This window comes from Micromonospora cynarisoli (assembly GCF_030518815.1).
In the GTDB taxonomy this organism is placed as follows: Bacteria; Actinomycetota; Actinomycetes; order Mycobacteriales; family Micromonosporaceae; genus Micromonospora; species Micromonospora wenchangensis.
Genome location: NZ_CP130426.1, coordinates 3,032,687 through 3,057,228 on the forward strand (window position 1 = coordinate 3,032,687; position 24,542 = coordinate 3,057,228).

26 protein-coding genes are annotated in these 24,542 nt (G+C 73.6%); 12 read left to right on the plus strand and 14 right to left on the minus strand.

The window, feature by feature from the left end; translation table 11 throughout:
- Nucleotides 1-161: 161 nt before the first annotated feature.
- The gene (locus Q2K16_RS12505; RefSeq protein WP_302745548.1) at nucleotides 162-1,007 is read left to right on the plus strand and encodes an alpha/beta hydrolase; all 846 of its coding nucleotides are present in this window, start codon (nucleotides 162-164) and stop codon (nucleotides 1,005-1,007) included.
- Between the two features lie 30 nt (nucleotides 1,008-1,037).
- Here the strand turns inward: Q2K16_RS12505 and Q2K16_RS12510 are convergent, their stop codons facing one another.
- From Q2K16_RS12510 to Q2K16_RS12535, 6 genes are all read right to left on the minus strand, one after another.
- Entirely contained in the window at nucleotides 1,038-1,172 is a 135-nt protein-coding gene (locus Q2K16_RS12510) for a hypothetical protein (protein ID WP_302746713.1), read from the minus strand.
- 178 nt (nucleotides 1,173-1,350) lie between these two features.
- Nucleotides 1,351-1,755 (minus strand): hypothetical protein, encoded by a 405-nt coding sequence (locus Q2K16_RS12515; RefSeq protein ID WP_302745549.1) that lies wholly within the window; start codon nucleotides 1,753-1,755, stop codon nucleotides 1,351-1,353.
- Complete coding sequence (locus Q2K16_RS12520) at nucleotides 1,748-3,916, minus strand: ATP-binding protein (protein ID WP_302745550.1); 2,169 nt, start codon at nucleotides 3,914-3,916, stop codon at nucleotides 1,748-1,750. The genes Q2K16_RS12515 and Q2K16_RS12520 overlap by 8 nt, the downstream gene beginning before the upstream one ends.
- Before the next feature lie 93 nt (nucleotides 3,917-4,009).
- The gene (locus tag Q2K16_RS12525; protein WP_302745551.1) at nucleotides 4,010-4,549 is read right to left on the minus strand and encodes a DUF6879 family protein; all 540 of its coding nucleotides are present in this window, start codon (nucleotides 4,547-4,549) and stop codon (nucleotides 4,010-4,012) included.
- Between the two features lies 1 nt (nucleotide 4,550).
- Complete coding sequence (locus Q2K16_RS12530) at nucleotides 4,551-4,751, minus strand: hypothetical protein (RefSeq protein ID WP_302745552.1); 201 nt, start codon at nucleotides 4,749-4,751, stop codon at nucleotides 4,551-4,553.
- Nucleotides 4,752-4,955: 204 nt separating this feature from the next.
- Nucleotides 4,956-6,992: a prolyl oligopeptidase family serine peptidase gene (locus tag Q2K16_RS12535; RefSeq protein ID WP_302745554.1), complete on the minus strand. Its 2,037-nt coding sequence runs from the start codon at nucleotides 6,990-6,992 to the stop codon at nucleotides 4,956-4,958.
- 120 nt (nucleotides 6,993-7,112) lie between these two features.
- Between Q2K16_RS12535 and Q2K16_RS12540 the strand changes: the two genes are divergently transcribed.
- Nucleotides 7,113-8,246 (plus strand): site-2 protease family protein, encoded by a 1,134-nt coding sequence (locus Q2K16_RS12540; RefSeq protein WP_302745555.1) that lies wholly within the window; start codon nucleotides 7,113-7,115, stop codon nucleotides 8,244-8,246.
- Nucleotides 8,247-8,330: 84 nt separating this feature from the next.
- Here the strand turns inward: Q2K16_RS12540 and Q2K16_RS12545 are convergent, their stop codons facing one another.
- From Q2K16_RS12545 to Q2K16_RS12555, 3 genes are all read right to left on the minus strand, one after another.
- Nucleotides 8,331-9,200, minus strand: a complete 870-nt coding sequence (locus tag Q2K16_RS12545; protein WP_302745556.1) for an AraC family transcriptional regulator — start codon at nucleotides 9,198-9,200, stop codon at nucleotides 8,331-8,333.
- Nucleotides 9,201-9,284: 84 nt separating this feature from the next.
- Nucleotides 9,285-10,532: an FAD-binding protein gene (locus Q2K16_RS12550; protein WP_302745557.1), complete on the minus strand. Its 1,248-nt coding sequence runs from the start codon at nucleotides 10,530-10,532 to the stop codon at nucleotides 9,285-9,287.
- Complete coding sequence (locus Q2K16_RS12555; protein ID WP_302745558.1) at nucleotides 10,529-10,729, minus strand: hypothetical protein; 201 nt, start codon at nucleotides 10,727-10,729, stop codon at nucleotides 10,529-10,531. The genes Q2K16_RS12550 and Q2K16_RS12555 overlap by 4 nt, the downstream gene beginning before the upstream one ends.
- 42 nt (nucleotides 10,730-10,771) lie before the next feature.
- Here Q2K16_RS12555 and Q2K16_RS12560 point away from each other — a divergent pair, with 42 nt between their 5' ends.
- Entirely contained in the window at nucleotides 10,772-11,128 is a 357-nt protein-coding gene (locus tag Q2K16_RS12560) for a thrombospondin type 3 repeat-containing protein (protein WP_302745559.1), read from the plus strand.
- Nucleotides 11,129-11,165: 37 nt separating this feature from the next.
- Here the strand turns inward: Q2K16_RS12560 and Q2K16_RS12565 are convergent, their stop codons facing one another.
- A complete protein-coding gene (locus tag Q2K16_RS12565) occupies nucleotides 11,166-12,095 on the minus strand; it encodes an LLM class F420-dependent oxidoreductase (protein WP_302745560.1) in 930 nt (309 codons plus the stop codon).
- A gap of 96 nt (nucleotides 12,096-12,191) precedes the next feature.
- Between Q2K16_RS12565 and Q2K16_RS12570 the strand changes: the two genes are divergently transcribed.
- On the plus strand, nucleotides 12,192-12,497 hold the full coding sequence (locus tag Q2K16_RS12570) for an ArsR/SmtB family transcription factor (protein ID WP_302745562.1): 306 nt from the start codon (nucleotides 12,192-12,194) through the stop codon (nucleotides 12,495-12,497).
- A 2-nt stretch (nucleotides 12,498-12,499) separates the two neighbouring features.
- Nucleotides 12,500-13,030 (plus strand): SRPBCC family protein, encoded by a 531-nt coding sequence (locus tag Q2K16_RS12575; protein ID WP_302745564.1) that lies wholly within the window; start codon nucleotides 12,500-12,502, stop codon nucleotides 13,028-13,030.
- 13 nt (nucleotides 13,031-13,043) lie between these two features.
- Here the strand turns inward: Q2K16_RS12575 and Q2K16_RS12580 are convergent, their stop codons facing one another.
- From Q2K16_RS12580 to Q2K16_RS12590, 3 genes are all read right to left on the minus strand, one after another.
- Entirely contained in the window at nucleotides 13,044-14,081 is a 1,038-nt protein-coding gene (locus tag Q2K16_RS12580) for a hypothetical protein (protein ID WP_302745566.1), read from the minus strand.
- Nucleotides 14,081-14,350: a hypothetical protein gene (locus Q2K16_RS12585; protein ID WP_302745567.1), complete on the minus strand. Its 270-nt coding sequence runs from the start codon at nucleotides 14,348-14,350 to the stop codon at nucleotides 14,081-14,083. The genes Q2K16_RS12580 and Q2K16_RS12585 overlap by 1 nt, the downstream gene beginning before the upstream one ends.
- A 227-nt stretch (nucleotides 14,351-14,577) precedes the next feature.
- On the minus strand, nucleotides 14,578-14,964 hold the full coding sequence (locus Q2K16_RS12590; RefSeq protein ID WP_302745569.1) for a hypothetical protein: 387 nt from the start codon (nucleotides 14,962-14,964) through the stop codon (nucleotides 14,578-14,580).
- Nucleotides 14,965-15,157: 193 nt separating this feature from the next.
- Between Q2K16_RS12590 and Q2K16_RS12595 the strand changes: the two genes are divergently transcribed.
- From Q2K16_RS12595 to Q2K16_RS12625, 7 genes are all read left to right on the plus strand, one after another.
- Complete coding sequence (locus Q2K16_RS12595; protein WP_302745571.1) at nucleotides 15,158-15,463, plus strand: DUF6403 family protein; 306 nt, start codon at nucleotides 15,158-15,160, stop codon at nucleotides 15,461-15,463.
- Nucleotides 15,460-16,818 carry a hypothetical protein gene (locus Q2K16_RS12600; protein WP_302745573.1) on the plus strand — a complete coding sequence of 453 codons (1,359 nt, stop codon included), beginning with the start codon at nucleotides 15,460-15,462 and terminating at the stop codon, nucleotides 16,816-16,818. Before Q2K16_RS12595 ends, Q2K16_RS12600 begins: the two co-directional genes overlap by 4 nt.
- Nucleotides 16,815-17,786 (plus strand): hypothetical protein, encoded by a 972-nt coding sequence (locus tag Q2K16_RS12605; protein WP_302745574.1) that lies wholly within the window; start codon nucleotides 16,815-16,817, stop codon nucleotides 17,784-17,786. The genes Q2K16_RS12600 and Q2K16_RS12605 overlap by 4 nt, the downstream gene beginning before the upstream one ends.
- 181 nt (nucleotides 17,787-17,967) lie before the next feature.
- Nucleotides 17,968-18,981 (plus strand): endonuclease domain-containing protein, encoded by a 1,014-nt coding sequence (locus Q2K16_RS12610; protein ID WP_302745575.1) that lies wholly within the window; start codon nucleotides 17,968-17,970, stop codon nucleotides 18,979-18,981.
- Entirely contained in the window at nucleotides 18,968-19,618 is a 651-nt protein-coding gene (locus tag Q2K16_RS12615; protein ID WP_302745576.1) for a hypothetical protein, read from the plus strand. Before Q2K16_RS12610 ends, Q2K16_RS12615 begins: the two co-directional genes overlap by 14 nt.
- Nucleotides 19,615-22,818: an ATP-binding protein gene (locus tag Q2K16_RS12620; RefSeq protein WP_302745578.1), complete on the plus strand. Its 3,204-nt coding sequence runs from the start codon at nucleotides 19,615-19,617 to the stop codon at nucleotides 22,816-22,818. The genes Q2K16_RS12615 and Q2K16_RS12620 overlap by 4 nt, the downstream gene beginning before the upstream one ends.
- Nucleotides 22,819-22,901: 83 nt before the next feature.
- Entirely contained in the window at nucleotides 22,902-23,501 is a 600-nt protein-coding gene (locus Q2K16_RS12625; protein WP_302745579.1) for a hypothetical protein, read from the plus strand.
- A gap of 28 nt (nucleotides 23,502-23,529) precedes the next feature.
- Here the strand turns inward: Q2K16_RS12625 and Q2K16_RS12630 are convergent, their stop codons facing one another.
- Nucleotides 23,530-24,540, minus strand: a complete 1,011-nt coding sequence (locus tag Q2K16_RS12630; protein ID WP_302745581.1) for a PaaX family transcriptional regulator — start codon at nucleotides 24,538-24,540, stop codon at nucleotides 23,530-23,532.
- Between the last annotated feature and the right edge of the window lie 2 nt (nucleotides 24,541-24,542).

The following is a 24,542-nucleotide window of genomic DNA, read 5'->3' on the forward strand; positions in this document are numbered from 1 at the left end:
CCGACTATCGGCCGACTTGATCATGAATCGTGGTGGACAAAGACCTTCAAATGCCCATAACGCCCCTCGGCGGCCCGTCATCCCAGGTCACATGGGCGGGCATCGGGGCGTGCGGGGTGGGTATGCGGCGGAATCGGGGTGGGTGAGGTGGGGAGGACGGCATGGCGGACAGGGCCGAGCGGCGGGTCGACACGGTGGTGCTCGTGCACGGGCTGTGGATGACACCACGCAGTTGGGAGGGGTGGGCGGAGCGGTACGAGGCACGCGGATTCCGGGTGCTCGCCCCCGCCTGGCCGGGCTTCGACCGGGAGGTGACCGCGCTGCGCGCCGACCCCGGCACGGTCGCCGGCACCACCCTGCGCCAGATCATCGACCACTACGCGGCGGTGATCCGCGAGCTGCCCGGCGCACCGATCGTGATCGGCCACTCGTTCGGCGGACTGGTCGCCCAGGTGCTTGCCGACCGGGGGCTCGGCGCGGCCACCGTGGCGGTCGCGTCCGCCCCGGTCAAGGGAGTGCTCCGGCTGCCGATCAGCACGCTGCGGGCGTCGTACCCGGTGCTCCGCAGCCCGGTCAACCGGCACCGGGGGGTGCAGATCAGCCCGGACGAGTTCCGCTACGCCTTCGGCAACACCCTCCAGCCGGACGACTCCGACCGGGCCTGGCGGCGCTACGCCGTCCCGGCCGCCGGGCACGTACTGTTCGAGGGCGCGTTTGCCAACCTCGACCCGCACTCCGCCGCGACCGTCGACACCGGCCGCGACGACCGCCCGCCGCTGCTGCTGATCGCCGGCGGCGAGGACCACGTGGCCCCGCCGTCGCTGGTCAAGGCGAACGCCGGGCTCTACCAGAAGTCGCGGGCGGTCACCGCGTACCACGAGTTCCCCGGCCGCTCCCACTTCACGGTGGGTGAGCCGGGCTGGGAGGCGGTCGCCGACTACGCCCTGGACTGGGCGGTACGCATGGCGCAGGAGCCGGCGACGGCGGGCGGCCCGTCCCGCCGCTGAGCCGGGACCGCTACGCCGGACGACGTGCCCTCACCGCCACGCCCGCCGCCGGGAGCACTCGCCGTCGTGGTCGGGGCGGAGCAGGCAGCGCCGGCCGCCGGACAACGACCGGTCGCAGAACACCAGCTGGCGGACGTTCTGGTCGTCCTCGGCGGAGACGGTCACAACAACATAGGGGCCGATATGGCAGACCGAGCGCTTAACGAATTCCACTCCACTGATCCAGCAGATCGCAGAGGAGTACATCCCGTGCCTGAACTGCGGCACAAGCACAGGCCAAGCCTGAGCGTTTCGACCGTGCCGGCCTACCCGCCGGGTAGGCCCACCACGTCATGACGCGCCGTCACCGGCGGTGTTGCTGTGCGGGCAGGCCCACGTGTACCCCGCCGGAGATGTCGCGCGCCTGCACCACCGGGCCGGTGACCTGACCCGTCACCGTGTTGGTCACCGCGTCGGCCCGTACAGTCGTCTGGTGGAAGGTCGCCCAGCGGCGGCGTAGCTCCTGGTCGAAGTCCGGATCATGGTCGGCGGCGTCGGCCAGTGCCCGGCGCACCGCGACGGCCCGGTCGTCGCCCCCGCCGGACGCGGGCTCGGCGGCGAGCGCGGCCCGCAGCGCGCGGTGCTCTGCCGCCTTCCGGCGGACGAGGCGCATCACCGACGCGAGGGCTTCCCGCGCCGCGTCGGTCAGGCCCTCGACGGCACGGGTCGACAGTGCCACTGCGACCGCCGTGAGAATCGGGTCATCCATCCTGGTCCCCCTGCTGCTCCGGCGCGGCGTCGTCGTGGTCGAGGGCGGCCAGGCGTCGTCGCACGTCCGCCGCGAGAGGGTCGTCGAGTTCCAGCAGCGTCAGCAGCGCGTCGGCCAGGGCTTCGCGGGCGGCGTGCGGCTGGTCGAGCCGGAGGTGGGCGTCACCCTCGTACGAGCGGGCCAGGGCCGCGTGCCGGCGGTCACCGAGTTCGCGGAACAGCGTGGCGGCCGAGGTCACCGCCGCCAACGCCGGGGCGGGCTCACCGGCGTGCAGCAGCGTCTGACCCCGGTGGAGTGCCACCAGCCCCTGACTCCACCGGTTCCGCAACCGCTCGAACACCCGCGTCGCGTCGTCGTACGCGACGAGCGCCGCAGCGTAACGGCCGGCGCCGCGCTGCGCGTTGCCGAGGCTCATCAGGGCCAGGCCGGTCCCGCGTTCCTCGCCCATCTCCCGGAAGGTCCGCAGCGCCTCCCGGGCGTACCGGGTCGCCTCGGCGAAGTCCCCCCGGTCCTCGTCGACCAGGCCGCATCCGCGCAGGGCGTAGCCGGTGGTCCAGGAGTCTCCGACGTCCCGCGCCGCGCGCAGGGAGCCGGCGTAGCAGCGTCGGGCCTCGTCGAGGTCTCCCCGGTCCCACCAGGCGTCACCGAGGCTGAGCAGCAGCCACCCTTCGGCACGGCGGTCACCCAGGTGACGGGCGCAGTCCAGGCCCGCCAGGTGGCTGTCGATCCACGCCTGCCAGTAGGACCTGCGCTCGAAGAAGGCCATGCTGGCGAGCGCGATCTGCCAGCCGAGCCGGTGGTGGCCCCACCCGGGTGCGGCGCGGACCACGTCGAGCAGGTTGAGCCGTTCGTGCTCGCACCACCGCAGGGCGTCGTCGAGCGTCGTGTCGGGTGGGACGTCGGCGTCGGGCAGGGGCCGGCCCTGCGGGAGGATCGCCCGGTAGGCCGCGTAGGTGTGGTGCAGGTACCACCGCAGCAGTCGCTCCCGGGCGGCGTGGACGGCCTCCGGGCTCTCGTCGAGGGTCGCTCGTTCCATCGCGTACAGCCTCAGCAGATCGTGCAGGCGGAACCGGTGCGGTCCGCTGCGGGTGAGCAGGTGCAGTCCGACAAGCGAATCGAGGTGGCGGCGCGCGACCGAGGGGACGAGCCCGGTGAGCCGGGCCGCCGCGTCGACCGCGATGTCGGCTCCGGGGTGCAGGCCGACCAGCCGGAACACCCGCGCCGTCTCGGCCCCCAACGCCTGGTACGACCAGGAGAAGACCGTCCGTACGGCGGACAGGTCGTCGTCCTCGACGGCCAGGGCGTCGAGGCGGCTCTCCTCGGCGGCCAACTCCTCCACCAGTTCCGCGAGCGGCCGTTCCTCGTCGAGCCGGGCCCGGTCGGCGACGATCCGCAGGGCGAGTGGCAGGTGCGAGCAGAGCGCGATCAGCCGGGCAACCGACTCGGGTTGCCCGTCCACCCGCTCGGCACCGATGGTGACCCTCAGCAGCCGGGTCGCATCGTGGCGCGACAACACGTCCAACACCGCCCTGATGGCACCGTCGCGGACGGTCAGCCCGGAGAGCCGGCTGCGGCTTGTGATGATCACCATGCAACTCGGCGCGGCGGGGAGCAGGGGCCGCACCTGCTCGGCGGTGGCGGCGTTGTCGAGCAGGATCAGCATCCGCCTACCGGTGGTCAGCGACCGGTAGAGCGCGGTGCGGTCGTGCAGGTCCCGGGGCACCTTGTCGGCGGGCACGTCCATCGCCCGGAGGAATCCGTCGAGGGCCTCGTGGGGGGTCAGTGGCGGGACGGCGTCGTATCCGCGCAGGTTGATGTAGAGGTCCCCGTCGGGGAAGCGTTGCCGTACCCGGTGCGCCCAGTGCACGGCCAGTGCCGTCTTTCCCACTCCGGCGCTGCCCGAGATCGTGGAGATGGTGACGACGGGCAGTTGCGCCTTGTCGGTGAGCAGTTCGACCTCGTCGAGCAGCGAGTCGAGTTGCTGGATGTGCACCTCGCGGTCGATGAACCCCTTGGTCGCGGGAGGCAACTGCCGTGGTGACGGCAGTGGCGTTTCCGTGATCGTACGCAGGTTCACGTCGCCCTGAATGAGCCCGGCCTGGACCACCGCCGCGCTGCGGCCGGAGAAATCGTTGTCCACCCGGCCCCGGTCGTCACTCATGACACCGCCAGTTCACCTGTCGGCGGGCCGGAAGGACGCCTGACGCATCGACATCCGACAGTCCATGCCGACCCGGCGACATCGTGGTGCCGATCAGGCCGCTGCCGCGGCGGTGCCGGGCGGCGTCGAGAAGGGGGTGGCCCTCGTCCAGGCCCGGTCCCGGCACTGGCAGTGCTCCAACACCTCCGCCGGGTCGTCGGTGGTGCTGAAACCCACGAACCGGTCGTCGTCGGTGAAGTGCAGGAACGCGACGAGCTGCGAGTCGAACAACCAGAAGTCGTACCGCGGCAGGGTCAGCTCGGTCGCCCGGCGGCGGTCGAGGTAGCGGATGTCCTCGCCCGCCGCGAGGTTGTGTGGCGTCACCGACATCTCGAACCGCAGGTAGTCGCTCGGTGGCTCGTCGACGACCCGGACCCGCTCCACCCGCTTGCCCTTCGCCGTCTCGGCCCGCATCAGGTCGAGCCACGGCCGCAGCCAGTCGACGCCCGGGTCTTTCCCGGCGAGAAAGACCTGGAACGGCTCGTCCTCGGCGGGCACGCCGTACGACCGGCGGACCTCCAATTTGAAGGCGGCGTGGTGGAAGTCGGAGAAGAGGCGCTGGAAAGCGGCGGGGTCGGTGACGAGCGCCCCCATGTCAGTCCTTCTGCTCGAACCAGGACATCAGTCGGCGGGGCACCACGACGAACGTCTCCTCGGGCAGCACGTCCCGCAGTTGGGCGAGCGCCTCCGGGTCGGTCAACCGGTAGCCCTGCACCACGATGTCACCATTGTCGGTCTCGTACAGGCTCGGGCACGAGCCGGAGTTGCTGGATGTGGTGAGAAAGCGCAGTTTCATGGTCCCTCCCCGAAGTCGATAACTACAGATAGTAGTCATTCGCGTACGGCGACTTCAAGGACATTCAGCGCTGAGTCACCTCACCGACAAAAAGCGAGTGTCTCCGATGACATACTCACGTCCACTGCGGAATTCCCGTTCCCGCCGATGTCAGGGACCACCATTCCCGGGAGAAACCGGAAGGTGCCTCGGGCCGACATGCGGTCACTGATTCCCCAACCGCTGCCACAGGAAGCGCACCGTCAACGCCGACAGGAACGCCCGCTGCTCGTTGTTGCTCGCCGCACCGTGCCCGCCCTCGACGTTCTCGTAGTACGACACGTCCTGGCCGTGCGCGCTCAGCAGGGCGGCCATCTTCCGGGCGTGCCCCGGGTGCACCCGGTCGTCGCGGGTCGAGGTGACGAACAGGACCGGCGGGTACGTCACCCCGGGCCGCACGTTGTGGTACGGCGAGTACCCCCGCAGGAACGCCCAGTCGTCCGGGTCGTCCGGGTCGCCGTACTCGGCCATCCAGGAGGCCCCGGCGAGCAGCAGGTGGTAGCGCCGCATGTCCAGCAGTGGCACGTGCGCCACCACCGCGCCGACCAGCGTCGGGTAGCGGGTCAGCATCGCCCCCATCAGCAGCCCGCCGTTGCTGCCGCCCTCGATGCCGAGCTGCCGCCCGGTGGTGATCCCCCGGGCCACCAGGTCGGTGGCGACGGCGGCGAAGTCCTCGTACGCCCGGGGGCGGTTCTCGCGCAGCGCCGCCCGGTGCCAGCGCGGGCCGTACTCCCCGCCGCCCCGGATGTTCGCCACCACGTAGGTGCCGCCCCGGGCCAGCCAGCTCCGGCCGAGCACCCCGTCGTAGTGCGGCGTCAGCGAGATCTCGTAGCCGCCGTACCCGGTGAGCAGGGTGGGCCCGGCGGACGCCGTCGGGTCGCCGACCACCGAGTAGGGTACCCGGGTCCCGTCGGCCGAGGTGGCGAAGAACTGGCGCACGGTCAGCCCGGTGGCGTCGAAGAACGCCGGTTCCCGCTTGAGGGTCTCGACCGGTCCGCCGACGCGGCCCAGCCGCAGCGTCGCCGGCCGCAGATAGCCGGTGGAGGCGATCAGGTAGTCGTCGCCGAGGTCCGGATCGGTGTCCACGATCCAGGTGTCGTCGCCCTCCGGCACCCCGGCCAGCGGCGTCCGCCGCCAGCCCGACCCGCCGTCGGGGGTCAACACCGCCAACCGCCGCCGTACGTCGACCAGGGTGGCCAGGATCAGGTGGTGCCGGGTCCAGACGTGGTAGCTCAGCGCGGTCCGTTCGTCGGGCTCGAACAGCACGGTGAGGTCCCGGCCCCCGGCGAGGAAGTCGTCGAACCGGGTCGCCAGCAGCACCCCGGCCGGGTGGGTGACCCCGGCGACCTCCCACGGCGTACGCAACCGGACCAGCAGCCACTGCCGGTGCACGTCCCACTGGGCGTCCTCGGGCACCGGGACCGGGACCGTTGCGCCCTCGGGGGTCAGCAGGAAACTGCGGGTCCGGTAGAAGTCCAGGCTGCGGCCGACGAAGTCCCGTTCGTACCCGGGTGTCGGATCGTGCGAGGCGTACGCGGAGACGTCGTCGGCCTGCCCCTCGTAGACGATCTCGGCCTCGCCCAACGGGGTGCCCCGCCGCCACCGGCGGATCACCCTCGGGTAGCCGGAGACGGTCAGCGAGCCGGGGCCGAGGTCGGTGCCGACGTAGATCCGGTCGGCGTCGATCCAGGTGACGTCACTCTTGGCCTCGGCGAGGGTGAACCCGTCGGGCACGAAGGCGCGCGTGTCGAGGTCGTACTCGCGGACCACCACCGCGTCCTTGCCGCCCCGCGACAGGCTGACCAGGCAGCGGCGGTGACCGGGCCGCAGCACCGTCACGCCGCCCCAGACCCAGTTCTCGTCCTCGGCGGCGGCCAGCGCGTCCAGGTCGAGCAGCACGTCCCAGGCCGGTTCGGACCGCCGGTACTCCGCCAGCGTGGTGCGCCGCCACAGCCCCCGGGGGTGCGCCGCGTCCCGCCAGTAGTCGTAGTAGTGCCCGTCGCCGCGCCAGCCCGGGTACGGGATGCGGTCGTCGGCGTCGAGCACCTGCCGGATCTCGGCCTGCATCGCGGCGAACGCGTCGTCGCCGGTCAGCGCCGCGACGGTCGCCGCGTTGCGCTCGCGGACCCAGGCGGCGGCCGGCTCCGCGTCCAGCTCCTCCAACCAGCGGTACGGGTCGTCACCCTCATCGATCAACGTCACCCCTTCCACTATTCCCGACCGGTCAACCAGCCCCCGCCCCTGGCCCCTGACCGGGCCCGGACGCCGGGACCCGTCGCGGCGGCCTGGCATGGGCGCGGCAGCGCCGGGTATGAGCGGGGCATGAGGGCGAGCTTCCGGCTTGGCCGGATCGCGGGGGTACCCGTCGGGGTCAACTGGAGCGTCCTGGTCATCTTCGTGCTGATCGCGTGGGTGCTGTCGGCCAACCAGTTCCCCCGCTCGTACCCCGACCGGCCCGGCTGGGCGTACCTGCTGGCCGGGCTGGCGGCGGCGGTGGTCTTCTTCGTCGGCCTGCTGGCCCACGAGGTGTCGCACGCGGTGGTGGCGAAACGCAACGGCCTCCAGGTGGAGGGGATCACGCTGTGGCTGTTCGGCGGCGTCGCCGAACTGCGCGGCGAGCCCTCCGACCCGGGCGCGGAACTGCGCATCTCCGGGATCGGCCCGCTGGTCAGCCTGATCCTCGGGGTGTTCTTCGGGGCGATCGCGGTGCTGCTGGCGCTGGCCGGGCAGGAGGGGCTCCTGCTCGGCTCGGTGTCCTGGCTGGCCGGGATCAACGTGCTGCTGGCGGTGTTCAACGTCCTGCCGGCCGCCCCGCTCGACGGGGGCCGGCTGCTGCGCGCCGCCGTGTGGAAGGCCACCGGCGACCGGGCCAGGGCGTCGGTGGTGGCCGCCCGCGCCGGTTGGGTGCTCGGCGTGCTGCTGATCGGCCTGGGCATCTGGCAGTTCCTGGCCGGGTACGGGGTGGGCGGGCTCTGGCTGGCGCTGATCGGCTGGTTCCTGATCGGCGCGGCCGGGATGGAGCAGCGCCAGGCCCGGCTGGGCAGCGCGCTGACCGGCGTCCGGGTCGGTGAGGTGATGACCCCGCAGCCGCAGACCGCCTCGGCGGAGATGACCGTCGCCGACTTCGTCGACCACTACCTGTTCGCCTACCGGCACACGGCGCTGCCGTTGATCGAGGACGGCCGGCCCGTCGGCCTGGTCACCCTGGACCGGGTACGCGGCGTCCCGCCCGACCGGCGGGCCGCCACCACGCTGGCCGAGGTCGCCTGCCGGGCCGACGACCTGGTGCTGGCCCGGCCGGAGGAACAGCTCAACGACCTGCTTCCCCGGCTCAGCGAGTGTTCCGACGGCCGCGCCCTGGTGGTGACCGGCGACCAGCTCGTCGGCATCGTCTCCCCCAGCGACATCAGCCGTGCCGTCCAACGCAGCGCCCTGCGGCCCCACCCCGCCGGGTGACCGACGGCGGGTGCGCGCAGGTGGGGCGGTGTCGCGGCATCCGCAGCACGCGGACCCCGCACCAGCGGCCCCGCTGGGGTCCGGTCAGGCAGTGCCGGCCCGCTCCACCGGGATCCACAGCTCGGCGTCGGCGTGGGTGCCGCCGGCCGCGATGCGGACACGGGAGATCTCCGGACCCGGCCGGCTCCGGTACGGGTTCGACGGGAACCACTGGGTGAACACGTCCCGCCACAGGTGCTGCACGGCCGCCGGGAACTCCCCGGAGGCCGCGAAGACCGCCCAGATGCCCGCCGGCACGTCGAGCGCCTCCAGGTCGTCCGGCACGTCCGCGCCGGTCACCGCGCCGTACCAGTAGTCCAGTTCGACGCCCTCGGACCGGTCCTCGCCGAGCAGGTCGCTGGCGTTGACGACGCCCGTCGGCTCCTGGTCGGACAGGGCCCCGATCCGGGCCGTCGTCTCCGCCGGGATGTTCCTGACGAACGCCACGATCGCCGGGTTCATCCCCTCGTGCACCAGGGGCACCCGAACCCGCCGACCCGCCAGCCGGAACGCCGGCTTCTCCACCACCCGGTACCGCATGCTGCCACTCCCCTCGACGACGAGCCGGAAGGACAACCGCTGCTGGGAGTGCAGCACGGCCCCCGTGCGCCGTGCCTCACCCGGCCCGATGCCGTGCATCGCCCGGAACGCCCGGGTGAACGCCTCGGTCGAGCCGTACCCGTGGCGGACCGCGACGTCGAGCAGCGTCCGCTCACCCGCCAGCACCTCGGCCGCCGCGACGGTGAGCCGCCGCCGGCGGACGTACTCCGACAGGGGCATCCCGGCCAGCGCCGAGAACATCCGCCGGAAGTGGTACTCCGAGGTGAGGGTGATCCGCGCCAGGTCGGCCACCTCGATCGGTCCGTCGAGGTGCCGTTCCACGTGCGTCAGGGCCTCGTTGAGCCGCTCCAGCACCTGATCTCCTTCCGCTTGCATGATCGACGCTAGGCAGCCGGAAGCGGCCGGACCCGACTTCCGGTGCCCGCTGCGGTCGGGTGGTCAGGCGCGGGGGAAGTAGTGGTCGAGCAGGTCGGTGCGGAACACCCCGGCCGGGTCCAGCTCGGCGAGCAGGGCGGCGAAGTCGGCGTACCGGGGGAAGGCGGCGGCGACCACGGCCGGGTCGAGGGTGAAGACCTTGCCCCAGTGCGGCCGGGGGGCGAACGGGGCGAGCCGGGTCTCGACCTCGGCCAGCACCGGCTGCACCGCCGCCGCGTCGTCGACCCAGGTGAAGTGCACGGCCAGCGTGTCGCGGCCCTGGTTGGGGCTGAGCCACAGCTCGTCGGCGGCGACGGTGCGCAGCTCGCAGATCTGCAACACGGGCGCGATCCGCTCCCGCATCCCGGCCAGCGCGGCGAGCGCCCCGGCCCCGGCCGACCGGGGCAGATGGTACTCGGACTGGAGTTCGTCGCCGCTGCTCGGCAGGAAGCCGAGCCGGAAGTGCGGCAGCCGCTCGTGCCACGGGCCGGGCTCGCCGAACTGCGGGGTGCAGCTGACCGGGTCCATCCCGGGCACCGGGTGCGCCGGCCGGTCGGCCGGGGTGGTGCCGAGCCAGTCCGACGCCGGCGGTGGGGCGTCCGCGAGCTGCTTGCGCCAGACCTGGTCGATGTCCGTCGAGCGCCAGGTGGTGAACCCGCTGACGCTGTACGCCGAGGCGAGCGCCGCGTCCAGCGCGCCGACGGGCAGGCCCTCGCGGACGTACTGGCGGACGGTGAAGGTGGGCAGCACGTCCAGGGTGACCCGGGTGACCACACCCAGCGCGCCGAGCGACACCACCATGCCGGCGAACCGGTCACCGGCGGACCGGTCCACCGTGAGCACGTCCCCGTCGGCGGTGACCAGTTCGAGGCCGGCCACGGCGGCGGCCAGGTTGCGGTTGCCGTCACCGGAGCCGTGGGTGCCGGTGGCGACCGCGCCGGCCACCGAGATGTGCGGCAGCGAGGCGAGGTTGGCCAGGGCCAGACCCTGCTCGTGCAGCCGGGTCGCCACGTCCCCGTAGCGCAGGCCGGCGGCGACGGTGACGGTGCCGCGTTCCCGGTCGACCTCGACGGTGGGCGGCAATCCGGCCAGCGAGACCAGGTCACCGGTGGTGTCGCCGATCCGGTTGAACGAGTGGCCGCTGCCGACCGCCCGCACCCGGTCACTGCCGGCGACCAGCCGGCGCAGCTCGTCGAGGGTGGTCGGCTGGTGGAAGGCCCGGGCGGCGTAGTGGACGTTGCCGGCCCAGTTGTGCCGGGGCGCCCCGCTCACCTGTCGGCCCCGGCGGCCGGTTCGCCGCGGGCCGCCCGGCGCTGCGCCGGGTCGGCCGGGTCCAGTGCCGCGCGGGCGCGTCCCACCAGTGTGTCGACCACGTCGGAACTGTACCCGCGCCGTCCGACGGTGACGTCGGCGGCGGAACGGACCCAGCCCGGCGCGACGCCTCCCCCGAGCGCGGTCCGGTGCGTCATCGGGCACGGTTGTCGGCGGCGTCCACGGGGAACCATGGCGTGATGAGCACCTACCGCGACCCGATCCTGCACGGCGACGTCTACCCGTCCGAGGAGGAGATCGACCCGACCGGGGTCGGCCTGGAGCCGGCGAGCGCCCCGCCGTCGGCGTACCCGGACCTGACGGAACAAGCGACGGCGTCGGCGGCCCGCGTGGCGCAGGGCGGGGCGCACTCGATCGTCACCCACCACCTGGACGGCTCGACGCAGGTGGTGACCGACCTGGACGGGGACGGGATCGCCGACGTGGTCCAGTTCGACCTGGACGGTGACGGCGTACCGGACATCACCTACCTGGACAGCGACCGGGACGGCCGGTTGGACACGGTGCTGCGCGAGCCGGGCGCCCACCACCGCTGACCGTCCCGGCCGCCCCTACCGGTGGGTGCCGCCGGGGTCACAGCTGGGGCATCACCTCGGCGGCGACCAGTTCCAGGTGGTCCAGGTCGGCCAGGTCGAGCACCTGGAGGTAGATCCGCTCGCTGCCGGCCTCGGCGTACCGGCCGATCGTGTCGACCACCTCGGCGGGGGTGCCGGCGACGCCGTTCTGCCGCAGCTCGGCCGGTTCCCGACCGATCGCGGCGGCCCGGCGGGCCACCTCGGCGTCGTCCCGGCCGCAGCAGAGCACCAGTGCGTTGGACCAGCGCAGGGTGCCCGGGTCGCGGCCCACCTCGGCGCAGGCCGCGCGGACCCGGCCGAACTGGGCGACCGTCTCGTCGACCGAGACGAAGGGCAGGTTGAACTCGTCGGCGTAGCGGGCGGCCAGGCGCGGGGTGCGTTTCGGGCCCTTGCCGCCGAGCAGGATCGGCGGGCGGGGCTGCTGCACCGGCTTGGGCAGTGCCGGGGAGTTGCCGACCGGGTAGTACTTCCCGGCGAAGTCGAACCGCTCGCCGGCCGGGGTCTCCCACAGCCCGGTGATGACGGCGAGCTGCTCCTCCAGCCGGTCGAAACGCTCCCCCACCGCCGGGAACGGGATGCCGTAGGCGGTGTGTTCGTCGGCGAACCAGCCGGCGCCGATGCCCAGCTCGACCCGGCCGCCGCTCATCTGGTCGACCTGGGCGACGGTGATCGCCAGCGGGCCGGGCAGCCGGAAGGTGGCCGCCGTGACCAGCGTGCCGAGCCGGATCCGGGAGGTGTCCCGGGCCAGCCCGGCCAGGGTGGTCCAGGCGTCGGTGGGGCCGGGTTCGCCGGTGGACGACCCCATCGCCAGGTAGTGGTCGGAGCGGAAGAACGCGCCGTAGCCGGCGTCCTCGGCGGCGCGGGCCACCGTGAGCAGTTGGTCGTAGCTGGCGCCCTGCTGGGGCTCGGTGAAGATCCGCAGTTCCATGCCCCGAGCATAGGGAGCCGGGTGGGCCCCCGCTCGGGCCCCACCGACGACGCATATGCCTTGACAGCAATATGCCGGGCAAAGCATATTTCCTGCGTGCCCGTTGACGCCTTCGCCGTCCTGGCCGAGCCGAGCCGCCGCCGCATCCTCGACACGCTCCGCCGGGCCGAGTGCAGCGTCGGCGAGCTGGTCGACACGCTGGAGCTGAGCCAGCCGGCCGTCTCCAAGCACCTGCGGGTGCTCCGCGAGGCCGGCTTCGTCTCCTGCCGGACGGTCGCCCAGCACCGCATCTACCGCCTCGACCTGCGTCGGCTGCGGGCGGTGGACGACTGGCTGGCCCCGTACCGGCGGATGTGGGAGACCCACCTCGACGCCCTGGAGCGTCACCTCGACAAGGAGTGACCATGGACCCTGCCCCGTTCCGCCCCGGCCCACCGGCCGAGGTCACCGCCACCCCCGCCGACGGCCGGTGGACCCTCCGGTTCGTCCGCGAGCTGCGCCACCCGCCGGAGCGGGTCTGGGCGGCGCTGACCGATCCGGCCCAGCTGGCCGGCTGGGCGCCGTTCCTGGCCGACCGCGACCTCGGCACCCCCGGCGACGTCGTGCTCACCCTGGTCGACGGTGACGCGGCCGACGCGCAGCCGGCCACCGTACGCCGGGCCGACGCGCCGCGCCTGCTGGAACACACCTGGGGCGAGGACCTGCTCCGCTGGGAGCTGACCCCCACCGCCGACGGCACCCGCCTCACCCTGTGGCACACCGTCGCCGACCGGGGGACGCTGCTGATGGTGGCCGCCGGCTGGCACCTCTGCGTCGACGTCGCCGACCGGCTGCTCGCCGGCGACCCGGTCCCTGCGATCCGGGGCCGCGACGCCCTCGACCACGGCTGGGCCCGACTGCGCGACGCGTACGCCCGCAAGCTCGGTGACGGCTGACCCGCGCCCCGCCTCAGCCGAACGGCCTGGTCGCGTACGCGGCGCGCAGGGCGGCCAGGCCCGGCTGTTTCGGCGTCAGGGTGCCCCAGCCGGAGTTGAAGTAGTTCGCCCGCACGATCCGGGGTCCCCGCTCCGCGTTCAGCCGGGCCAGGGCCGGTGGCACGGTGGCGATCCAGGCCGCCTGGTCGGGGAAGGCCGACGCCTGCACCCCCCACTCGGCGATGATCACCGGTCGGGAGAGCGCCACCGGCCCGAGGTCGGCCACCGCCCAGTCCCTCGTCCGGCGGAACCGACCCAGCGCGGTGTGGGCCGGGTCGGTCGCGTAGACGTTCCACTGGAGGAAATCCACCCGGGACATCAACGCCTCCGGATGGGTACGCCGGAAGGAGGCCCGGTCGAAACCGCCCGCGCCGACCGAGAAGGTGGTGCCGGCGGGCAGGCCCCGGGCCCGCAACCAGTTCACCACGTAGGTCAACGCCTGCACCGCGCGGGCGTCCGACTCGGCCCAGGTGAACGACACGCCCGACTCGGTGGTGCCGAACTCGTGGTCGGTGTCCAACTCCGAGGCGAGTTGCAGGTTCACCGGGAACCCCATCGTCCGGTACTGCGACAGGGCGCGGGCGAGCAGCCCGTCGCACTGACCGGCGAGCATTTGGCCGTACCCGTACGCCCGGGGCCAGGTGGTGCCCGGACGTTGCTGGATGGTCATCGCCGGCGCGGGAACGGTCCAGGTCACCCCGTCGACGGCGAACGTCTGCGCGCCGGGGCTGCCGGCACCGTAGTGCTTCAACTCCAGCACCACGTTCGGCGCGACCCCGGCCCGCCCCAGATCGCGCAGCCAGGACATGCCGTAGCCGGGGAAGACGTACCCGTCGGCGAGGCTGCGGTACTGGGTCAGCGAACGGAAGTTCCCGCCCACCAGGTCCGTCGTCGGGTCGGCGTTGCCGGCCAGGTAGTAGCCACCCCACACCGGCGGCGCCAGGGCGTAGTCGGCCGCCGCGCTGGCAGCGCGTCCCCCCTGGTCACGAACGGTCACCGTGACCCGGGGCATCAGGCCACCGCCCGGTAGACGGCGGTCGTCCCGGTGTCCGAGACCATCGTCCAGGCCCGGCCGGAGTCGTCGGCGACCTCGACGACGAGCGGGTCGATGACCGCGGTGACCCGCACCGGGGCGCTGCTGTTGCCGTCCGGGTCGGTCAGCACGATCGTGACGGTCACCGGGCGGGTGTCCGGATCGGCGTAGCCGACGGTGAGCGTCATCGGCTCACCCGGCGAGTAGGTCGAGGCGTCGAGGCTGGCGGTCACGGTGGGAGCGGCCATCCCGGCCCCTCCTTCCTTGCTGTTCAGGTCGACGGACGCGACGCCCGCCGGCCGGAGATGGTGACGTCGTTGTCCGGGCCGGGCGGTGGCGACCGGGCACGGTCACCGCCGGCCGGCCGGGGTGCGCCGCGCCTCCCCGGCCACACCCCCATCCACCTGCGTCAACAGTGTCCCCTGCCGGCCCCGGGCGTCCTGTCGGCAATCCGCCAGCCGGGCCGGCGGTGCGGTCACCGGGCGCGGCGTCGGCGGAGCAGATGGGTGCCGAGGCTGACCAGGGTGCTGCCGAAACCGGTGCCGAGAAGCACCAGCACCGCCCCCACCGCCCACAGCCCGGAGTCGTCGGTCGCCGCCGCATGCCCCGACCAGGCGGCCGTGAACGCCACGGTCATCACCGGTGCCACCAGCACCGGGCTCAGCAGCCAGCCGGCGACGGCGGCAACCGCGACCAGGGTGAGCACCGCGCCGGCCACCTGCCAGACCGCGTACGGGCCGGAGGTCGCGCCGGTGCGGGGGTCAGTCGAGTAGCCGCTCTCCCACCCCAGCCAGGCCGCCCAGGTGCCGATCGTCGCGGCTGCGAGCAGCACACCGCCGAGGAGGGTTCGGGTACGCGTCATCTGCACGCCCCGATCATCGTCGGCGGGAACGGCCACCGGATGAGCACCCGTACTCACGATCACCGTCACACCACCCTTCGCAGCGGTAACCGCCCTGGTCGGGGGCCGTGTGGCGCGGGTTGACCCGATCGGCGAGACTCGGTCGGACCACCCCCGGGGGCCGCCCCCGGACCCCGGCGAACGGTTGGAGCCCATGGCAGACCCCTCCCTGTTCTGGCTGGCCGGCGCGGTGCTGCTGGTGGCCGCAGGCGTGGCGACCACCCTGCTGCCCCACCGGCGGGCCCACGCGGAGCAGCGACGGACCGCCTGGTCGGCCGCGCGCGCGGCGATCGACAGCGCGGCCGTCAGCCGGGACGCGACCCCGGGCCGGGTGCCGGAGGCCGAACGGCTGCTGACCCGCGCCGAGTCGCTCGCGGGCCGGCGCGGCGGGGTCGACGCGGCGCGGGCGGCGGCCGAGCACGCCCGGCAGGCCGACCGGCTGTGGCGGGAGCACCGGTGACCGCCCGCGGACACCGCCGCCTGGCCGAGCCGGTGCGCTGGACGCTGCTCGGGATCGCCGTGCTCGTCCTGGTGGTCTTCCTGCTCGCCCAGCGGCAGCAGGGCATCGACGTCAGCTACGGCCGGTCGCCGGCGTCGACGGCCGGGGTCGACACGGGCAGCGCCGGCACCTCCGACCGGGCCACCGTGCCGTCGGTGGACGAGATGACCGCGCTGGTGGCCGCCGCGCCGGTGGTCCGCCTGCCGGGCTCGGTGGCGTACTGGAACGAGCAGCGGGTCCGGGAGGTGGCCGGTGACACCCGGATCCTGGTCGCCCCGCCCGGCCTCGACTCCGACGAACGGGAGCGGGTCCGGGACGTGAAGAACGCCACGATCCGGGTGATCGGCACCGAGGTCAGCGGCGGTTTCTACCAGGCCAGTTCCGACCGGCTGCCCGCCTGGCGGGCGCAGTTCGCCACCGGGGACGTGACCGACCTGCTGATCGCCCTGATCACCACGCTCCGCAAGGAGTCCACCCCGGCCGACCGGGACGAGTTGCGCTGGCGCGAGCCGAGCGGGCCGGAGCTGAGCACCGTCCTGACCGACCTGCGGGCGACCGGGCGGCACATCGCGCCCGGCGCGACCCTCACCGACGTGCCCGAGACCGCCGCCCGCAACGCCTTCCCCGACGGCGCGTGGTACGTCGCGCTGCCCGTGCAGCGGTACGGCGAACCCCTTCCCCGGTACGGCCCCGCCCTGAGCGCCCGGTTCCCCGACCAGCCGATCGTGGTGATGTACGGGCTCTGGATCGAATACCACGGACCCGGCGCGGCGGACTTCGCGGAGTTGGCCGGGGCCAGCTTCTACGGCCAGTTCGCCAACCTGCTCAGCCGCACCGACTACCCGCAGCGCAACGTGCTGGGCGTCTACCTCAACCGGGTCACCGACATCCGCTACGCGGGCCTGTTCGAGCGGCCCCTGCCGTACCGGCCGGCCGATCCGCTGCGGGTGGCGCTGCCGGCGCTGCCGTGGCTCTTCGCGGGCTGCGTGGCGGCGTTCATGGTGCTGTCGGCCCGGTCGCTGCGCCGGTCCGACCGCCGGCCGGGCAGCCGGCGGGACACCGCGCCGACCAGGCTGGCCGGGTTGACCGCGCTGGCCGTCGAGGTGTCCCTGCTGACCGACGCCCGCAGCAACCCGGCACTGACCCGGGGCATCGTCAAACTCCAGGCCGCCCGGTCGGCGTGGGAGGAGAAGCTGCCCGCCCGGCACGTCCGCACGCTGCTCGACGAGGCGGCGGCCGAGCTGGACGACACCGCGCGCCAGGTCGGCATCGCCGGTTACCGCCCGGACAACTACCTGCGGGGCAGGCTGTCATGACACGTTCCGTATCCCCGCAGACCGGTGCCGGCCGCTCCTGGCAGGGACGCGTCGTCGGCCTGCTCGGCACCCCGTTCGGCCTGGCCGTCCTGGCCTGCCTGGTGCTGGCCGGCTGGGCGGTGTGGAGCGGTGGGGCGCTGGACGGCCCGATCGCCAGGCACGTCCGCACCACGTCGTTCTACGCCGACCCGGGCCTCGACGTGGACCGGGCCGAGGCGGAACGGATCATCGGCAACCGCCGGCTGGTGGTGATCCTGCGCTCCCCCGGCACCGACCTGCGGGACACCTGCAAGCAGGTGCACCGGGCCGCCGACGGGACCGTCGTGCTGGTGCTCAGCCGCGACGGCGACGACTACGACACCTACGGCTGCGCCCTGGTGCCCGGATACGAGAAGAAGAACCTCGGCAAGGCCGCCGCCGCCGAAATGATCATCGGTCGGGGCATCGACACGTTCGTCGACCGCCCACTGGAGGCCGTGAAGGTCATCGCCGTCAACTACGACCGGCTGGTCAAGGCCGGCACCGTACCCGACGGCGCGCGGACGATCAGCCCGTCGCTGCCCCGGTTCCTGCTCGCCGCCGCGGCGGTGACCGGGGTCGTCGCCGGAGCGTCGGTGCTCTACCTCGGCGGCCGGCGGGCCGGGCGGCTGGCGGCGGCCCGGCGGGTCCGCCGCGACGAACGCACCGACGGCCGCAGCGCGCTCAGCGCCGCCACCGCCGGCCTGGCCCAGCAGATCATCGACCTCGACCCGAAGTACGCCCTGCTGAGCAGCCGCCGCAACGGCGACGACAGCAGCTTCGTCCGACGCTACCGGCAGTTGACCGCCGACCACACCGCCCTGCTCGACCGGCTGTCGACCCTGGACGACGCCGACGAGACGGCCGTACGGGAGCTGACCGCCCGCGTCGAGTCGCTGAGCCGCCGGGCCCAGTCCCTCGCCGACGGGAAACCCGGCGGGTCCGGGTAGCCCGTGCGCCCGGCTGTCCGAAGCACGACTGACCGGGGAGGGCTCTGGCGCTCCCGGCGAACCGCTTCGTAGTGTGTTCGGGTTCGTCCGATGGCCGCACGGGAGGATGAAGACCGCTGAGTTCCGCCCGATCCGACCTCCCCCGGGAAACGGCGGTCGCGGTCCACGCCGGTGACCCGCCATGAGTCTCGTCCAGCAGCTCGCCGGGTTGCCGGTGGATCGCGTCGTGCAGCTCGTCGGCGTCCCCACCGACACGGTCGCGGCGGCCACCACCGGGGCGACGGTCGGCCCGGTCGCCGTCGTGCTGCGGCCCGGCCCGGCCCGTACCCCCGGTTCCTTCGTCCGTGCCGTCCTGGACGACCTCGAACAGGTGGCGGTGGCGCTGCTGCCCGGCTGGCTTCCCGAGGCCACGCACGTCCCCCGTGCCGACCCGTTCGGCCTGGCCGCCGTTCGGGCCGCCGCCACCCGGCGGGCGCGGGGCTCCGCGCACTTCGCACCGTTCCTGGCGTACCTCGCCGGCGTTGCGGTGTCCGGGCGGCGTCCACCGACCGACCCGTTCCCCCCGGAGATCCGCTGTCCCGGGTTGACCCGGGTGGTGGCGGACGGCTTCGGCCGACCCCGGGTGAGCCTGTTGGTCGAGGTTCCCGCCGGTCTCGACCCGGCCGGGGAACGGGCCGTCGTGGCGGGCGCGGAGTGGCTGTGCCACCACGGCCGGGTCGCCGTGTGGCTGGCCGGGACGCCGTTGCGGCACGAGGACCGGGTGGCCGCCGTCGCGCTCACCCAGGCGGCGGTCACACCGCCCCCGCCGGCCCCGGCGGTGCTGGGGCGTCCCCATCCCGGCAGCACCACCGAGGCGGCGCTGGAGGCCGCCCTGGCCGCCGAGAGCTGGGCGGCGGGCCGGGTCTGGAACCACTACCACCAGCCGCATCCCCTCACGCCCCCGGTCTGCCTCGACCTGCTCTGGCCCGCCGAGCGGTGTGTCGTCGAGGTCGACGGCCCGGAACACTGCCGGCCGGACCGGTTCGAGGCGGACCGGCAGCGCGACGTGCGGCTGCAGATGGACGGTTACGCCGTCCTCCGCTTCACCAATGCCCGAATCAACCACGACGTCGGCGCGGTGGTGCACCAGATCGGCACCGTCATCCGGGCCCGGCGACGCGACCTGGCGGAAGGAACGTTCCATGCCCGGCGATGACCTCACCCCCTCCGAGAGCGCGATCCTGTTCGTGTTGATGGCCGAGGCCCGGGAGGTGCCCAACACCGAGTTGCGTAAGCGCTACGGCGTCGACATCCGCAAGTCGTACCGGGACAAGCTCAACCGGCTCGGCTACCTGGACAGCCGCCGTGAGGGCAACACCTTCCTGCACCAGCTCGCCGACAAGGGCTGGGTGCGGGTGCAGGAGGACCTGCCCTTCCAGTCCCCGGTCGGCCGGATCCTCGGTGGGGCGCTGACGGCGTTGCAGGTGAACCTGCGGGACCGGGTGATGGCCCGCAGCGACTACCGCACGTTCGGTGAGATGTTCGCGCTCACCGACGTGCGGGCCGGTACGCCCCAGCCGGACCTGCGGCGCACCCTCGGTCTGCGCGTCCGGCACGCGTACGCGGCGTTGGCCGCCGAGCCGGGGGCCTGGGTCAGCCTGACCCGGTTGCGGCCGTTCTTCGGCGACGTCGACCCCGCCGACCTCGACGAGGCGCTGCGGGATCTGGAGCGCGAGCCGGACGTGGACATCGTCCCGGAATCCAACCAGAAGGCGCTCACCACGGCCGACGTGGCGGCGGCCCTGCGGTTGGGCGGCCAGGACAAGCACCTGCTGGCGATCGGGGTGGGATGACCGAGGCGGAGCACGCCGCCCTGGCGGCACTCAGGTTCGACTGGGCGCCGGTGCCCGACGACGTCTGGCGGCCCTCGCCGTTCCACGTGGAGGGCCTGCACACCGCCGTGGTCCGCGACATCCTCGACGGGGTGGCAGACGCCCGGCGCAGCGCCGACAGCAGCCCGATCGGGCTGGTGCTCCAGGGGCAGCGCGGCTCGGGCAAGACCCACCTGCTGGGCTGGATCCGGCAGCAGGTGCAGCAGCAGGACGGCTACTTCTTCCTGGTTGGTCTGCTCGACGCGCACGGCTTCTGGGACAGCGTGCTCGCCTCCGTGCTCGACGGGCTGTCCCGGCCGGTACCCGGCCGCGAGAGCCAGCTCCGGCTGCTGCTGCGCCGGCTCTCCTCGCTGGTCGGGGCACCCCGGTCGGCGCGCCGCGCGGTGATGGGGGACACCGAACTGACCAGGCCGGCCCTGGACGCGTTCATCGAAGGGCTCGTCGGGTACGCGCCGCACGTGGCCCGCGTCTGCGGGGAGACGGCGCGGGCGCTCGCGCTGAGCGCCTCGGAGGACGTCGCCCACCGGGACGTCGCGGAGAACTACTTCACCTCCGGCGAGGAGGGGGAGCCGGGTGAGCGCAGCGCCTGGGGCATGCGGCGGACGCCGCGCGGCCCACAGCGGATCGTCCAGGAGGTCTCCTGGCTGCTGGCCCTCACCGGCCCGTCCGTGATCGCCGTCGACCAGATCGACACGCTCATCGCGCAGTCAGTGGCCGCCGGTGACGTCCTGCACGCCCGACCCGGCGCGCAGGACGACCCGGAGCAGGCTGCGGTGCACGCCCGGATCGCCGACGGCCTGATGTCGCTGCGCCAGCTCACCCGCCGGACGCTCACCCTGGTGGCCTGCCTGCCGACGTCGTGGACGATCATCAGGAGTCGGACGGTGGACACGGTGAGCGACCGGTTCCGGGTGCCACCCCGGCTCACCACCATCCACGATCCCGCGCTGGCCCGGAGGATCGTCGAACGACGGCTCGCCGTCCGGTTCGCCGAGGTCGGCTTCGTACCCCCGTATCCCTCGTGGCCGGTGCGGCCCGACGCCTTCGCACACGCCGAGGGGATGACCCCCCGGGAACTGCTGATCGACATCGACCGGCACATCCGGGACTGCCTCGCGGCCGGCGAGGTACGGGAGCTGACCCGGCTCGGTGATCCGACGCAGCCGCAGCCCCACGGCCCGCGCGACGTTCCCGTCGTCGACCTGGAGCCGTTCGACAAGAGGTTCGCCCAGCTCAAGAACGAGGCCGACGTTTCCGGGCCGCTGACCCGCGACGGCGAGGACGGCATCGTTCCCGCCCTGCTCGCGGCCGGCCTCACCGCCTGGGTGGTGGAACGCGGCGAGGGCGGCGGATCGTTCAGCGTGGACCCGCCCCCGAGCGCCCAGCCGCCGCTGCACGCCCGGCTCCGGCTCACCCTCGACGAGGCCACCGAGGACCAGGTCCACTGGTGTTTCCGGGCGATCAGCGAGGAGCACCACGCCATCGCCGCGCTGGCCCGGCTCCGTAAGGCGTGCACGGTGGCGGGGCTCGACGCGCGGGTGGCCCGCCGCAAGCTGTTCCTGCTCCGCAACGGCGCCTGGTCCGGCGGCGCCAAGACCCGGCAGGCGGTCACGGCCTTCACCCGGGCCGGCGGGACGGTCCTACCGCTGGACCACGAGGATCTCCGTATCCTCGGGGCGCTGCGGGTCATGCTCGCCGAGTCACCTGTCGACATCCGGGACTGGCTCACCGCCCGTCGACCGACCCGGCACCTCACCCTGTTGCGGCAGGCCCTCGCCTCCGTCGCCGACTGGCTCCCCGCCGCTCCCGGCGACGACGCGGCGGGACGCGTGGCAGCGTCCGGACCGGGCGTGGCCGAGCGGACCGACACCGGGTGTGGGCGACCCGGTCCGGGGCAGGTCGATCCGCCGCCGGCCGGGCCTGCGGAGTCCGGTCCGCAGCTCACCGTGGGGTACGACCACCGCACCGACGAACCCGTGTCCCTCCCGCTCGAAGCCCTCCGGAAGCACACCACCATCTTCGCCGGCTCCGGGTCCGGCAAGACCGTGCTGATCCGGCGCGTCCTGGAGGAGTGTGCCCTCGCCGGGGTCTCCGCCATCGTCCTCGACCCCAACAACGACCTGGCCCGGCTCGGTGACGGGTGGCCGGAACCGCCGCCGCAGTGGCGCGTCGGGGACGCGGAGAAGGCGCGGGACTACCTCGCCGGGACCGACGTACTGGTGTGGACGCCACGCCGGTCGTCGGGTCGCCCGCTGAGCTTCCAGCCGCTGCCGGACTTCCGCAGCGTGCGCGACGACCCCGACGAGTTCCACGAGGCCGTGGAGGCGGCTGTCGCGTCGCTCGCGCCCCGCGCCCAGCTGACCGGTCGCACCAACAAGGTCCACCTGGGGCTCGCCGTGCTGCGTAAGGCCGTCGAGTACTACGGCCGGCGCGGCGGCAGCCGGGTTCAGGGCTTGGTCGACACCCTGGCCGACCTGCCGGACGGGCTGCTGGACATCGACGGGGCCGACAAGATCGGGGTGGGGATCGCGCAGTCGCTGGCCGCGGCGATGGTCAACGATCCGCTGTTCGGCGGGGAGGGCAGCCCGATGGACCCGGGCCTGCTGCTCACCCCCGCCCCCGGTGCGCGGGCCCGGATCTCCGTCGTCAGCCTCGTCGGGCTGCAGTCCGACGAGGCCCGGCAGGGCTTCGTCAACCAGTTGCAGATGGCGCTGTTCGCCTGGATCAGGAGACACCCGGCGAACGACCGCCCGCTGCTCGGGCTGCTCGTGATGGACGAGGCCCAGACGTTCGCCCCGTCCGGCGCGATGACGCCGTGCACCCAGAGCACGCTGGCGCTGGCGGCGCAGGCCCGTAAGTACGGCCTGGGGCTGGTCTTCGCCACCCAGGCGCCCAAGGGGTTGCACAACCGGATTCCGGGCAACGCGGCGACCCAGCTCTACGGCCGGCTGAACAGCCCGATCCAGATCGAGGCCGCCCGGGAGATGGCGAAGGCGAAGGGGGGCGACATCGTCGACGTCGCCCGGCTCGGCACCGGCGAGTTCTATCTCGCCGCCGAGAGTGCCGCACCGGTGAAGATCCGAACCCCGCTGTCGCTCAGCCATCATCCGCGTAGCCCGCTCACCGCCGAGGAGGTGCTGGACCGGGCCCGCCGTCGGTGAGCTCGACGACCCCGCCGCCCTGCGGATCTTGCCACCGGGATCTAGCGTGGAAGGAGCCTGTCCACCGGCAGTAAGGATCATCAATGTTGCGCAAGCATCTGGTCGGGGTGATCGTCGGCGTCGTCCTCGTCGCGGTGCTGGGGGCCGCCGCCCTGGCCTGGCTCACGCTCGACGGGCCGGAGCCGACCGGGCCGGGTCCGGACGCGGCGGCACCGGCCGGGGCAACCGCCCCCGGGCCCACGCAGCCGCCGTCCGGCAGTCCCGCCCCGTCGACCACCGCGCCCGACACGGCCGCCTCGGCGTCGCCGGAGGCCGGCCCACGGCGGATGAGTCGCCTCCTCTACGACGACGGGCAGAACACGGCGACCGTCACGGGTCTGGAGGCAACGGCGGGTACGCTGCGGGTGCAGCTGCGCTATACAACCCGGTCCCCCGGCGGCTGGGTGCTCAGCTGCCCGGCCCGGACAGCGGATCTCCAGTCGTCGCATCTGACGCTGGACGACGGGCGGCAGGTCTTCCCGGTCGACACGTACTGCGCGTCGCAGCGGCCCGGCACGGATTTCACCCTGCGGCCCGGTGCGGTCCTGGAGAGCTGGGGCGTGTTCCCGGTCGTACCGTCCGGCGACAGCCCCTTCTCCCTCACCTGGTACGACCTGGGCACCGTCGAGGGGCTGAAACTCTGATCGGGCTCGGGAGCCGGCAGTGGCCGGGTCAGTACGCGGGGGACGGCTGCGCCAGGCCGGGTGGGGCGGCGTGCCGGGTTTCAATCGCGCACACTCCGGCCAGCAGGTCAGCGGTGGTGTGCGCCCGCACGTCGGCCTCCGTACCGTCGGCGAACCGGGCGACGACGGCCCGGACGTGCCGCTCGGCGGTGTCGGCGAGCCCGTCGTAGACGGCGGCGAAGGTCTCCCGGGCGGGGCCGCGCAGCCAGCCGGCGGGCAGCAACCGCAGCGGTAGCTGCGGGTCGAGGGTGGGGAACCGCCGGAAGGTGTCCATCACCTCGGTCCGGGCCCGGACCGCCTCGGCGCCGTCGACCCGGCCGGCGGCGATCCGTGGCAGCAGGGGTCGCCAGCGCCGTAGGAAGCCCTCGTACTGGGCGGCGACCGCCGCGACGTCCCAGGCGTCGAGCGGGTCGCGGCCGGCGACCGCGTCGAGGTCGACCCGACGGCCCCGGAACACGGTGACCGCGCCGAGGTGGAGCTGGGTGAGCTGGGCCCGCGCCTTCGGGGTCAGCTCGTGCGGCGAGATCCACAGTCCGTCGTACAGCGGCGCGTAGCCCAGCCACCGGAGTTGGCCGCGCAGGGCGCGTCGTTGCGCGCTGCGCTCCTGGGGCAGGGAGAACGCGACGAGGGTCCAGCACTCGTCCCACGGTTGGCTGGTGGTGGTCGCGGCCATCACCCAGCTGCCGCCGACGGAGAGGCTGACGGCGGCGGACCGGCTGAGCCGGTACGAGCTGCGCCGCCCCTGCCGGCTCCCCTCCAGGACGCCCCGGCGGGCCAGCCGGCTGATCACGGTCCGCGCGCCGGCGAGGCTGACGTCGGACTCGGCGAGCAGCGCGACGATGGCGGCGGACGGCAGCCACGCCCGGGTACGCAGGGTGTAGTCGGCCAGCAGGGTCACCGCGACGCCCTGGGGCGAGTTGCCGGCCTGCCGGCGCGGCAGCCGCACCGGGTGGTCCCCGTCGTCGGGGAAGATCTCCTCGATGTCGAACGGGTGTGGCACTG